Below are 12,900 nucleotides of genomic sequence, written 5' to 3' on the forward strand. Positions count from 1 at the left end.
TAGAATAAACGTTTTTTGGATTAACACCATTGGAATGCGCGCATAGGTGCCCATGAGCAAATATATGCCGAATAGAAGCTGATATATGAGCAATATTTGTACTGTTATTATTTATACAGTCACTTAACTTAACCTTTAGCTTTTTATTTACTCTCTAGTAGATAAAATTATAAAGTAAGCTTTTTTTATCTTTTTCCAAAAATTTTTCAATAACTTTTTCTGGATTATAAGGCGCCATTATAAAATCTAGTGCATCTAAATTGAGCGCGCTTATTTCTATAAATCGCTCTAAAGCCGAATGCGTCAAAAAGACTAAGAAAAAAGCATTATAACCATAATTAGCGTCCTGCGAATACCCATCAATATTAATCCCCTTAAAGCTTTTGGCAAGTCTGACTCTACTCGCAAATCGAATTATATCCCCCGCTCTCACCTTAGAACTAAATCCCATGTCAGATGGATGTTGGTCTAGCTTAAGAAGCTGATGAAATTTAGCAAAACCTTGTAATTCCATAATCTTTTTCATTATACTTTTTCAAAATACATAACTAATTGATACAACTAGCTAGTTGCTGGTTCCGAACACATGTACTGAATTTATGTTATAAAAAATACCATGTATACATATTTAAGAAATGTAGTACTACTGGTTAACGTTAACCAGTAGTACCAAAAACAAGGAATTTCAAACAAAATAATGCAAAAATACTATAAAACGTGATAACCAGTACTACTCACGCGGCGCCTAATTATCTATTTATTGTTTAAATATGGGAATACTAAAACTGTAGTTATAATTAATATCCCTATATAGATTATGATGAAGCTGCTAGGCTACAGTATATTAGAGCAAATCCATGCTGGTAAACGTACTTTGGTGTATCGAGGTATAAGAAATGCTGACCAAATGCCAGTTATAGTAAAAATACTTAGTAGCAAGTACCCTACGGTTCAAGAAATTACTTCTATTAAGCATGAGTACAAAATAACTAAAAATTTGGAGTTACCAGGAATTGTTACGCCATACGCTTTGGAATCATACTCGTCGGGATTTGCGCTTGTTTTGGAAGATTTTGCTGGTATTCCACTGAAAAAAGCTCTGTCTATAAGCAATCTTACATTAATTGATATTTTAAATATAGGCATTAAAATTATTAAAGTTATTAATCAAATACATTCAAATCATATTATTCATAAAGATATTAATCCTCAAAACATAATTATTAATTTAGATAAAAAGATTGTCAAAGTTACTGATTTTAGTATTGCTACGCAATTATCTAAAGAACAACCAAATATTTGCAATTATGATGTCATAGAAGGAACTCTTGCTTATATTTCTCCTGAGCAAACGGGTCGAATGAACCGCGCGCTAGATTATCGTAGCGATTTTTATTCGTTTGGTGTTACTCTTTACGAAATGCTGGTTGGTGAGTTACCGTTTTCAACGACAGACCCAATGGAGTTAGTACATTCACATATTGCTAAAATTCCTGTATCACCATGCAATAAAAATACAAATATTCCCAAAGCTGTTTCAGATATTGTCATGAAGCTGTTATCTAAAACCGCTGAAGATAGGTATCAAACTGCATTGGGTATTCAAGCAGATTTAGAGCGTTGTTTACAATTTTTAGAAGAATCTAACTATGTGCCTAATTTTACTATTGGGCAACAAGATTTTTCTACACAGCTTTTAATACCTCAAAAACTGTACGGTCGTGAACAAGAAGTAGCGATGTTAATACAAGCGTTCGAGCGAGTTAGTCATGGTGCCACCGAGTTAATGCTAGTTGGTGGTTATTCGGGTATCGGTAAATCTTCTTTGGTTTCGTCCATACATAAACCAATTGTTAAACAAAATGGATATTTCATTGCTGGTAAGTTCGACCAATTTCAACGTGATGTACCGTATGTGTCTTTAATTCAGGCTTTCCGTGGGTTGGTTCAGCAAATTTTAACCCAGAGTCATGATAAAATTGAAGAATGGCGCCAAAAACTTTTACAGGCTTTTGGAAATAATGGGCAGGTAGTAATTGATGTCATACCTGAAGTTGAGTTGATTGTTGGTAAACAACCTCCAATTCCCGTTTTAGGAGCTAACGAATCTCAATACCGATTTAATCGCGTATTCAAAGAGTTTGTACGTATTTTTGCAACTCATGAGCATCCACTAGTTATTTTTCTGGATGATTTACAATGGGCTGATGTCGCTTCTCTTAATTTAATTAACTTAATAGTCACTGATACTTCTATTGAATATTTGCTTGTAATCGGCGCCTATCGTGACAATGAAGTTAACCCTGCACATCCTTTCATGCTAACTATAGATGATATACGTTCGCATCATGGAACTATCAATACAATTATACTCAAAAATTTAGAACTGACTGATGTAAATGCACTATTAAGCGAAACTTTTAATTGCTCTCCTGAAAAATCACTATCTCTAGCAGAGCTATGTATGTCAAAAACAGATGCTAATCCTTTTTTCCTTACACAACTACTAAAATCACTCTTCCACTCAGAATTAGTTAAGTTTAATTTAAGGACTTATGAATGGGAATGGGATATTCAAGAAATCACCTTAGCTGCAATCACCGATAATGTTGTAGAATTAATGATTGGCAAAATCAGTAATTTATCAGTACCTACGCAAAATATTCTCAAACTAGCAGCATGTATAGGAAACCGTTTTAATTTGACTGTCCTTGCTACAGTTAACAAAAATTCTCATTTTATAACTGCATCCCAGTTATGGGAAGCTATACAATCTGGTTTAATATTACCCTTAAGCGATACTTATAAAACTCCTCGTGTTTTAGAAGAGTTCGATGAAGTTATTGAATATCGCTTTTTGCACGACCGAGTACAACAAGCTGCTTATGCACTTATTCCCGAAGAAAATAAAAAAATTGTTCATTTAGAAATAGGTCGTTTGTTGCTTGCAAGCAATAACCAAGATATAGAAGATACAATTTTCGATATTGTCAGTCATCTAAATATAGGTCAAGATTTAATTACTTCCCAGCGAGAAAAGATAAAATTAGCAGAACTTAATTTAATTGCTGCTAAAAAAGCCAAAGCTTCAACTGCTTATACAACATCAATTAAACTTTTAGAGAAAGGTATAAAATTACTATCGAGTCCGAATTGGAATAATAATTATGAACTAACATTTAAGTTGTACAGAGAGCTTGCAGAATGTAAATACTTAACTGGTAATTTTCAAGAAGCTGAAGAACTTTTTAAAATTATTTTGGAAAATAGCAGTTGTATTTTTGATAAAGCTGAGATTTATCAGCTAAAAATGAACTGCGATATGACTCAGGGTAATTTTTCAAACGGTATTCACTCAGGATATGAAGCTTTAAAATTATTTGATTTACATCTTCCTGAAAGTGAACAAGAATTAGAAATTATACTTCAACAAGAATTTAAACAAGTTGAACTAAACTTAAATAAAAGAAATATTGCTGATTTATTTAATGCAGCAGAGATGACTAAGCGTTATCAACAAGTTCGTATTAGTATTCTTATTCATTTATGGACTCTTGCTTACATTGCAGCTAAATCAAATTTATTAGATACAGCAGCGGTAAAACTTGTTAACTTATCACTTCAATATGGTAACGCAAATACATCTTCCTTTGGTTATGCCATTTACGGAATGATTTTAGGTATACAGGGAGATTATAGCAATGCATACGAATTTGGTTCCTTAGCAGTTAAGCTAAATGAGAAATATAACCATCCTGGTCTTGTTGGAAAAGTCTACAATATATTCTGCCATATGCACAATCCATATAAGAATCATTTAAAAACTAATATACCGTTGTATAAAAAATCTTACCTTGCCTGTATGGAAAGTGGAGATTTACTTTATGGAGTTTGGGCAATATATTTCTTAGTTTACACTCAGTTTGTTATTGGTACTCAATTGGATAAAGTTTCTGAGCAAGTTAGTAAGTATTTAATTTCTGCTCAACAGATTCAAGACCAAAATATGATATTGGCTTTTCTGTCGCTTCAACATACTATTTGGCGCCTTCAAGGTATTACAACAAAAAAGAATGCTTACCATGATGAATTATTTCATGAAGAGGAAGCGTTAAAATTTTGGCAATCAAATAGTTTTGATAGCGGTATTAACTGGCATTCTTATTTAAAGATACAGTTATTATACCTTAATAGTGATTATACCGAAGCTTGTAATATTGCTAAACAAGCAGAGGAGAAGCTAATTGCTAGTTTTGGGTTTTTCACGGTTACTGAGTATAATTTTTATTATTCATTAAGTCTTGCTGCTATTTACCCAACTGCATCCGCAGCAGAAAAAGAAGAAATTATCACAAAGCTTAGTAGTAATCAAGAAAAGATGAAACTTTGGGCAGATAATTGCCCTGATAACTATTTGCATAAGTATTTATTAGTCAAAGCGGAGATTGCCCGGATTACCAATAATCAGTTAGAAGCAATACATTTGTATGATGATGCAATTGAAGCAGCGCAAGCGAGCGAGTATATTCAAAATTTAGCAATTGCGAATGAGCTTGCAGCTAAGTTTTACTTGGAAATGGGTAAAGTTAAACTAGCAAGACCTTACTTTGCAGATGCTGATTATTATTACACGCGCTGGGGAGCTTTGAGTAAAGTTCAAGATTTAGAAGCGCGCTACTCTGAGTTTATAACAACGGCGCCTTGTAGAGACGTGATTAATCGCGTCTCTACGATTAATCACACTACCACAAGCGGTAATAACAGCAATTTTCTTGATTTGGCAAGCATTATTAAAGCTTCCCAAACCCTTGCTAGCGAAATTGTAAAAGATAAACTCTTGGATAAACTAATAAAGATAGTCATTGAAAATACTGGCGCCGACTATGGTCTACTGATTACGGTAGAAGATGATAAACTATTTATAGAAGCCGCAGGTTTTGCAGAACAAGATGAAGTCTTAGTTAAACGAGTTCCATTCAATCAAACTTCTCTTCAAGCTCCAAGCAAAATTATCAACTACGTACAACTCACTCAGTCAAGCATTGTTTTAACTAATGCAACTCAAGAGGAGTTATATGCAGAAGATGATTATATTCAGAAAAATAAACCATTATCTATTTTATGCACTTCTATATTACATCAAGGAAAATTAATCGGAATTATCTATTTAGAAAATAGTTTAGCAGCAGGCGCCTTCACAAGTCAACGATTAGAGGTATTAAAGCTGCTTTGCTCACAAATAAGCATATCATTACAAAATGCGCGTCTTTACGAAAATTTAGACAATCTTGTTGTAGAACGAACTCAAGAGCTACAAGAAAAAAATACCTCGTTAAAAGAACAAGCGGTTCATCTAGAGCAAACATTACATTCACTTAAATGTACTCAAAATCAATTAATTCAAAACGAGAAAATGTCAAGTTTGGGACAACTAGTTGCAGGAGTTGCACACGAAATTAATAATCCTGTTAATTTTATTCATGGTAATCTTTCTCATCTTACTAATTATGCTCTAGACTTACTAAAATTGCTTAATTTATACCAACACCATTTTCCAAATCCGCCATTAGAGATACAAACAGAAGCTGAAGAAATAGATTTAGATTTTCTCAAAAACGATTTTGTTAAAATTGTCCAATCAATGCAAGTTGGCACAAAACGTATTCGTGATATAGTTCTTTCTTTACGAAACTTCTCACGTCTGGATGAAGCAGAATTTAAACAAGTTGATATACATGAGGGTATTGATAGTACCTTAATGATTTTACAGCATAATTTTAAAACCAAATCTGGTGATGAAATACAAGTGATTAAAGATTATAGTAATTTACTATTAGTTGATTGTTATCCCGGACAGTTAAATCAGGTATTTATGAATATTATTGCCAATGGGATTGATGCATTAGAAGAATGTGCGGATAAACCTAACTATAAACCGACAATTATAATTCACACTCAACTAACTTTAGAAAATAACGTACTAATTTCCATCACTGATAATGGTATTGGTATTCCCGAAGAACTTCGTCACCAGCTATTTGACCCATTTTTTACCACAAAAGAAGTAGGTAAAGGAACAGGTTTAGGATTATCCATTAGCTATCAAATTATAGTCGAGAAACATGGTGGTAAACTTTGGTGTGACTCAGCACCAGGAAAAGGAACAAAATTTTTCATCGAAATCCCTTCCTCTCACCGTTAGCTGTAGGGTGGCAGTACTACTGGTTTAAGTTAACCAGTAGTACCAAAAACAAGGAATTTCAAGCGAGGCAATACAAATATTCTGTTAAAGACGTGTCATAAGTTTTGAGGTCAGTATTTATAACTAATTATCATTATTATTACTAGAACCGTTGGATTTATCAAAAGTCTTTGATTCGCTAAAAAGACCTTTAGAAAACGATTCTCGTTTTTTGGCAGAAGTATTTGCTTGTCTCACAGCTTCTTCAGGTGTCAAAATTACAGTAGCTTCATCGGGTTTTGACACTTTAACAGGCTTGTCTGATTTTAATATTTGATTTTCTTGTTTGTTAATAGCATCTATATCAATAGATGAGGGAGAACTTACAACAGTAGATGACAAAAACATCATGCTACTTGTAACCACCACCAAAAACATCGACAGTAGCCGCAATCCTCGTTTAATAATATCTTTCATGGTTTCCCGTATGTAAAGTATTGTTACGTATATAAAGCAGTTTATATTAAGCTTTTGCTACAAAACTCACCCTTGAGGCAGTAGACAAGTTTCTCAGATACAGCATTTATGAACTTAAAGTAAAATAGTAGAAGGCTAAACACCCATAGTCATCTAGGGTACCTTTATAAACTGATAGCGATGAAAGAAATAGTGACTTTCTTATTTGGTTTAGGTTTTATATTTAATGCTAGTTTGTTTGTCCCACAAGCAATTAGAATCTATAAAACTAAAAGCGCTAAAAACATTTCTTTAATAACTTTTGCTGGCTTTAATATTATTCAATTCAATGGTATATTGTATGGTTACTATTATAATGATATGATTCTAATGTATGGTAACTTAATTAGTTTTATTAGCTGTATAATTGTAACATTACTGGCAATATACTATAGAAATAAATCGACATAAGACCGAGATAAGTGAGAGATGCATGGCGGCAGTTGAGATTTAAGAGATTTTGATTGGCAGGTGGGCACAATTTGCGCGCGTGCAGGGATATGTAACATCAAACTAACTATACCAAGGCAACAAACCCATTGAAAGCTTTTCATAAAGGTAGCTTTTATTATGACTCAGGGTTATTGTTCCCATTTATCAACACAGGTTTATCATTCATTCGTATTTCAATTATCATTAACCCGCCTATGGTTAAAACCCATAGGCTCATAGCACAAGTCCATTAAAATGGACTGAATATTAAGTAACATTGAAAACATACATATTTTAGCTCACGTAATCTACAAGCGCCGCTTCATCAACCAGTATGTAAAGACGTGACATGTCACGTAAGAACAGGGGTTTCACGTTTCGCAATTGCCTTAACCGAGCAGTATTGCCAGTGGTACTTGTGGCGCCGTTGAACAGTACTCTACTCACGCAGTACTACTGGTTTAACATAACCAGTAGTACCAAAAAAGAGCCTTTTTGATATTACAGTTCATAAATACTATTTAAAATCGTTAACCAGTAGTACTCATATTGGCGCCAGTTAACTCAAAGAGCGTAGTACTAGCGACAAGGGCATATATTCACCCAAAGCGCTTAGGCGCCTTAGAACTAGATTATGCTTACTTGCATCGGTAGTAAGTGAGATTTGTGACATCAAACTACGTTTTATAATTTATTAGTCGTAATTTAAGTAACTGAAAAATGGCAAAAAAACTAAAGATAACTATATTATCCGTTGGTTCTAGAGGAGACGTAAATCCATTCTGTGCTTTAGCTCAGGGATTAAAACAAGCAGGGTTTTCTGTAAAAATTGCTACTCACAAAATTTTTGAAGAGTTTGTAACACAACAGGGGATAGAATATGCTCCCATTGCAGGAGATTACAAAGAGCTTTTGCGTTCTGAAGCAGGATATAGGTTACTTGAGGGTAAAGGTAGTTTTAATCCGATAAGCGATGAAGTCTTTCAGCAACAATTAAGAGATGGATGGTCTGCGAGTCTTGGAAGTGATGCAATTATTTTTCCATTATTAGCTACGTGGGGTTACAACATCGCAGAAGCTTTAAATATACCTGGTTTTTTAGCTTCTTATATGCCAGTTGCCCCAACTTCATCTTTTCCTTTTCTCAAATTTGGCTCGTTTGAAACAAACTCATTTAAAGGTTCGCTAAATTATTTAAGTTATTTTTTACTTGACTTTTTATCATAACGTAATAACAGTAAAATTTTAAATGAATTTCGTACCCTAGTTCTTGGTCTACCTGCTTTACCCTTTTTCGGCGCCTGAATTACCGCACCTGAAACATCATAATTCCCTTACTTGGAGCTAACATGCTTATAACCAGTTCTATAAATCATCAAAAATTCAAAGTTACTGTAATCAAAGTTCAGTTTAATAAGCGGCGCCAGCACCTGAACAATACTCACTTCACAAGTACTACTGGTTTAAATTAACCAGTAGTACCGAACATAACTATATGTTTTAATTTTTACAAGCTAGCTTGCAACGAATGAACGGATAGTTGCTTTTAAATGACTAAAATTTGTTTTGCACCAATAATATCATGTCCGGCTGATTACCCATAATTCCCGCATCACGTAGAGACGCGATGTTCCTCGCGTCTCTACAGAGATTTTATTATGGTTATGCCCCCGGACATGATATAACTTATCCGTTACATCCGTTGTATCCGTTGCCAGTCGCTTTACACCTCAGATAAATTACTAACCTGTAGCAAATCCAAACCTTGTGCAAATATTTCATCGATAGGCGCCATTTTCCCATCTGTTGTCATAAACTTATGGTCTCTGGTTGCCCTAATAACGGCGCCATTTTCCAATTCATATTCAAACACTTCTTGGCGCCCGCGATTATGCCATTGAGCAATAGGCTGTGTATAAACAATACCATTACTATCAACGGTAAATACAGAACACTCAATTTCTTTTTCTACAATCTCACCAATCTTCAAAAACCCATATTCCATAGTTAATATTTCAGTATCGTAACTTAAACAATACTCAGCAAAGTTCAACATATCCGCAAAAAGCTTCTCAGCTACTTGCTTCTTCACCCCATTCATCGTTGAACCATCAATGAACTTTTCGCGCTGCTTCTGCATTTCCGAAACTTTCTTTTTACCCATCGCGCGACGTAGCAAGTCAGCTTGACCTAGTGTATATCCAGCCATATCCTGAGCAATTTTCATAATTTGCTCCTGATACACCATAATACCGTAAGTCTCATCAAGAATTGGTTCCAAAAGATGACTTTCATAATCAATTTCCTCACGTCCGTGCTTACGGTCGATAAAGTGAGGAATTAAGCCTGCATCTAATGGTCCCGGTCGATACAGCGCTAAAATAGAAGAAATATCTTCTATATTAGATGGTTTTAAATCGCGTACTATTTGCTTCATCCCAGATGATTCTAGCTGAAAAATTCCTTCTAGCTCACCTGACTCCAATAATTCAAACGTTTTTTTCACGTCATTAGGCAACCTGGCATTTTCTCCACCTTTGGCAAATATTCTCTGAGCTTTACGTTCTAAACTGGTAATTTCATATGGGTCAAGCTTACAGTTATGATTTTGCTGTATCAAGTCGAGAGCGTTTTGAATCATGGTAAGATTCTTCAACCCTAAAAAGTCCATCTTCAATAACCCAATCGAATCTAAGTCTTCCATATAATACTGGGTTATCACCGAACCGTCGTTGTTACGCTGTAATGGTACAATCTCATCTAACGGTTCGGCAGAAATTACTACACCCGCAGCGTGTACACCAAAGGTTTTATTTGTTCCCTCAATACGTATTGCCATATCAAGCCAATGTTTGACTCTAGGGTCATTATCATATTTTTCTTTAAAATCTGGTGATGGGGTATCGTCGGCAATCATTTTTGCAAGGGGTGTTGGTTTACCACGCGATACCGGGATTAATTTTGCCATTTTATCAGATTCCCCATAGGGAATATTCAACACCCTGGCAACGTCTTTTAATACCGACTTTGATGTTAAACGGTTAAAAGTGATAATTTGTGCAACTCTCTCGGCGCCATATTTGCTAGTAACATATTCAATAACTGCATCACGCTTAGAGATACAGAAGTCTGTATCGATATCAGGCATTGACTTCCGTTCAGGATTTAAAAACCGCTCAAATAATAACCCGTGGTGTACAGGGTCAATATTTGTAATACCCATTGAGAACGCTACTAATGAACCTGCTGCTGAACCTCTACCTGGACCTACAGCTATATTGTTATCTCTAGCAAACTTAATATAATCCCAAACAATTAAAAAGTATCCAGAGAATCCCATCTGCTGAATCATTTTTAATTCATATTCCATTCGCTCTCTATAAGTAACATCTAATTCGCTTCTACTTCTACACCGCTGCTTTTCGAGTATCCCTTCCCAAGCAACCTCCTCTACAAACGTATCGGTTGTATGTCCTGCTGGAATTGGATAATTAGGAATCCTCGGTTCACCAAGAATATTATATTGCTCTACCTTATCAGAAACTTCTTCTGTATTATTTACTGCTTCTTCAATAACATCATCAGGTAAATGGTCACGAAATAATTGCCGCATTTCCTCAGCGGACTTTAAATACTCGGTACCGCTATACCGCATTCGGTTATCTTCGACAATTAATTTACCCGTTTGAATACACAGTAGTGCGTCGTGTGCTTCTACGTCAAAACAGGAAATAAAGTGCGAATCATTTGTTGCAACAATTTTTATACCAAGCTCGCGCGCAATTCTAACAATTTCAACGTTGACAATTCTATCTTCTTGTGAACCGTGGTCTTGAATTTCTAGGTAAAAATCATCCCCAAACACATCTTTATACCATTGTGCGACTTTCCGCGCGGCATCTGGTCTATTACTTAAAATCGCTTGCGGTATTTCTCCACCCAAACAAGCGCTAGTCACTATCAAATCTTCGTGATACTTCTGTAATAACTCTTTATTTATACAAGGACGTGAAAAAATACCCTTACCTTGAACACCCTCAAGGTGCGATATCGATGTTAACTTAACTAAATTTTTATAACCCTTAGTACTTTTCGCTAAAACTACTTGGTGATACTTCGGGCGCCGCTCCTGTTTTGTGATATCACCGTTAATAATATACATCTCATTGCCAATTATCGGCTTGATGGTCTTACCCCGGCAAATCTTAATCAATTCAACCGCACCATACATTACACCGTGGTCGGTCAGGGCAATTGCCTTCATCCCTAACTCAATAGCACGGTCTATCAATTCTGGCAACTGACTGGCGCCGTCCAACAAGCTGTAATCACTATGAATGTGTAGAGGTACGAAAGACATAGCTTTTTATAAAAATAATTAATATCAGGTCATTATTATATGCCCGTGCGACTCCATTGCTTCAATTTTGTAATCAAAAAAAGTAAATCTTATGTACTGTATGGTATACAATTCGTATCGTTTTAAAACGGATACAACGGATGTAACGGATAAATTATTAGTTACAAACGCTCCAAAGTAGTTATTCACGCATCAACTATCCGTTACATCCGTTCCGGAATCCGTTGCCAATCATCTACAGCAACCAAGGATTAAAAGGAGTGCAACTAGAAATAAACAAATTACGGCAGCTTAAAATAATTTAAACAAATTCCCGACTTTTTTAAAAAGGTCGGGAATCTGAAGTATAGCTATATATATACGTGTTACAACTAAAATAAAAATATTGCACCCGTAATAATACCTATATTAATACTGCCCCTTAGCATCGCAATGTTTCTCCCAACATCGCTGCAAAAGCTCTACTCGGTAAACATGAGCAAACCTTCTGGGATTGAGTATAGGGGATTTTTCGCCAAGCAAGGGCTGGTTTAAATACTGCCAAACGGGGAATCTTATGTTTGTTTGTTCTGGAGTCATATCAAAAGTAAGCAGGATGGTGTAAAAGTGTTCTACAGTGTTTGATTTGTAATTATGAATACCTAACACTGAATATACAAGTCAAAGATTACACATTCTGCTGACGATTGTCTTTGTGGCAATTGCGGAATATTTCAATTTGTAGCAATATCTATTTTTTTAACTCACGCAATGCTAAGTAAACCTGATTTTTTGGGAATACTAACGATAAGTAATCAGGTCTTGCAGCATTATGAGAAAAAACATCTCCTTATTAAACCCGTTATGGAGTTTAATTATTGGATATCTGGTTTGGGTTGACCCTGCATTAGCTGAAATTGTTCCGGATAGCACTTTACCAGTCAATTCTAGCGTTACACCTGGATGTACTACTTGCACAATTAATGGTAGGACAGTAAGCGCTAGTTCTGAGTTTGGGTTCAATTGAAATGTGACAATTAATACTATCAGTTTTAACCAGAACTTAGGTTTGGTTAAATTGCCAGTCAATATAATAGACTCTTCAACGCAAATAGCGCAAAGTTGTTCAGCACTAGGCAAACTAGCAAGTAATCAAAATAAATTTACAATTATTGGACATAGTGGACTATCATCAAGTCCAGATAGTTTGCTTTTAGAACAAGTCGCAACTGAGTTAATCGATATAAATATTCAAGAAACATCAAATCATCTTGAGAAGGCGCCTTTTAATATTACACAATTACACGAAAAACAAATCATTGAAGCACATGCATGGGTAATTGATGCGAAAGGAGAAGTTACTTTAGTAGCAACAGCAATACCTAAATCATATATCAATACTATTTGTCAGTAGTGTAGCACAGGCGCCTTT

General features: G+C 35.1%; 9 protein-coding genes. 5 read left to right on the forward strand and 4 right to left on the reverse strand.

Annotated features, from left to right (window positions below):
• Positions 1 to 154: 154 nt before the first annotated feature.
• Positions 155 to 526 carry a hypothetical protein gene (locus DSM106972_RS47785; RefSeq protein WP_127087298.1) on the reverse strand — a complete coding sequence of 124 codons (372 nt, stop codon included), beginning with the start codon at positions 524 to 526 and terminating at the stop codon, positions 155 to 157.
• A 291-nt stretch (positions 527 to 817) separates the two neighbouring features.
• Here DSM106972_RS47785 and DSM106972_RS47790 point away from each other — a divergent pair, with 291 nt between their 5' ends.
• On the forward strand, positions 818 to 6,202 hold the full coding sequence (locus DSM106972_RS47790) for a trifunctional serine/threonine-protein kinase/ATP-binding protein/sensor histidine kinase (RefSeq protein ID WP_127087299.1): 5,385 nt from the start codon (positions 818 to 820) through the stop codon (positions 6,200 to 6,202).
• A gap of 123 nt (positions 6,203 to 6,325) precedes the next feature.
• On the opposite strand, the gene DSM106972_RS47795 is transcribed toward DSM106972_RS47790, so the two are convergent.
• The gene (locus DSM106972_RS47795) at positions 6,326 to 6,658 is read right to left on the reverse strand and encodes a hypothetical protein (protein WP_127087300.1); all 333 of its coding nucleotides are present in this window, start codon (positions 6,656 to 6,658) and stop codon (positions 6,326 to 6,328) included.
• Positions 6,659 to 6,838: 180 nt separating this feature from the next.
• Between DSM106972_RS47795 and DSM106972_RS47800 the strand changes: the two genes are divergently transcribed.
• On the forward strand, positions 6,839 to 7,108 hold the full coding sequence (locus DSM106972_RS47800) for an SWEET family sugar transporter (protein ID WP_127087301.1): 270 nt from the start codon (positions 6,839 to 6,841) through the stop codon (positions 7,106 to 7,108).
• Between the two features lie 315 nt (positions 7,109 to 7,423).
• On the opposite strand, the gene DSM106972_RS51950 is transcribed toward DSM106972_RS47800, so the two are convergent.
• Positions 7,424 to 7,576 (reverse strand): hypothetical protein, encoded by a 153-nt coding sequence (locus DSM106972_RS51950; RefSeq protein ID WP_158633015.1) that lies wholly within the window; start codon positions 7,574 to 7,576, stop codon positions 7,424 to 7,426.
• A gap of 273 nt (positions 7,577 to 7,849) precedes the next feature.
• Here DSM106972_RS51950 and DSM106972_RS47805 point away from each other — a divergent pair, with 273 nt between their 5' ends.
• Positions 7,850 to 8,356 (forward strand): glycosyltransferase, encoded by a 507-nt coding sequence (locus DSM106972_RS47805; protein WP_127087302.1) that lies wholly within the window; start codon positions 7,850 to 7,852, stop codon positions 8,354 to 8,356.
• A gap of 496 nt (positions 8,357 to 8,852) precedes the next feature.
• Here DSM106972_RS47805 and DSM106972_RS47810 read toward each other — a convergent pair whose 3' ends face one another.
• Complete coding sequence (locus DSM106972_RS47810; protein ID WP_127087303.1) at positions 8,853 to 11,489, reverse strand: DNA polymerase III subunit alpha; 2,637 nt, start codon at positions 11,487 to 11,489, stop codon at positions 8,853 to 8,855.
• 811 nt (positions 11,490 to 12,300) lie between these two features.
• Here DSM106972_RS47810 and DSM106972_RS47815 point away from each other — a divergent pair.
• Complete coding sequence (locus DSM106972_RS47815; protein ID WP_127087304.1) at positions 12,301 to 12,495, forward strand: hypothetical protein; 195 nt, start codon at positions 12,301 to 12,303, stop codon at positions 12,493 to 12,495.
• A 3-nt stretch (positions 12,496 to 12,498) separates the two neighbouring features.
• Complete coding sequence (locus tag DSM106972_RS47820) at positions 12,499 to 12,882, forward strand: hypothetical protein (protein WP_127087305.1); 384 nt, start codon at positions 12,499 to 12,501, stop codon at positions 12,880 to 12,882.
• Positions 12,883 to 12,900: the final 18 nt, after the last annotated feature.

The organism is Dulcicalothrix desertica PCC 7102 (genome assembly GCF_003991905.1).
Taxonomy (GTDB): domain Bacteria; phylum Cyanobacteriota; class Cyanobacteriia; order Cyanobacteriales; family Nostocaceae; genus Dulcicalothrix; species Dulcicalothrix desertica.

Coding starts and splice junctions, on each gene's coding strand:
- DSM106972_RS47785 (WP_127087298.1), bottom strand. CDS start 526: ATGAAAAAGATTATGGAATTACAAGGTTTTGCTAAATTTCATCAGCTT.
- DSM106972_RS47790 (WP_127087299.1), top strand. CDS start 818: ATGATGAAGCTGCTAGGCTACAGTATATTAGAGCAAATCCATGCTGGT.
- DSM106972_RS47795 (WP_127087300.1), bottom strand. CDS start 6,658: ATGAAAGATATTATTAAACGAGGATTGCGGCTACTGTCGATGTTTTTG.
- DSM106972_RS47800 (WP_127087301.1), top strand. CDS start 6,839: ATGAAAGAAATAGTGACTTTCTTATTTGGTTTAGGTTTTATATTTAAT.
- DSM106972_RS47805 (WP_127087302.1), top strand. CDS start 7,850: ATGGCAAAAAAACTAAAGATAACTATATTATCCGTTGGTTCTAGAGGA.
- DSM106972_RS47810 (WP_127087303.1), bottom strand. CDS start 11,489: ATGTCTTTCGTACCTCTACACATTCATAGTGATTACAGCTTGTTGGAC.
- DSM106972_RS47815 (WP_127087304.1), top strand. CDS start 12,301: ATGAGAAAAAACATCTCCTTATTAAACCCGTTATGGAGTTTAATTATT.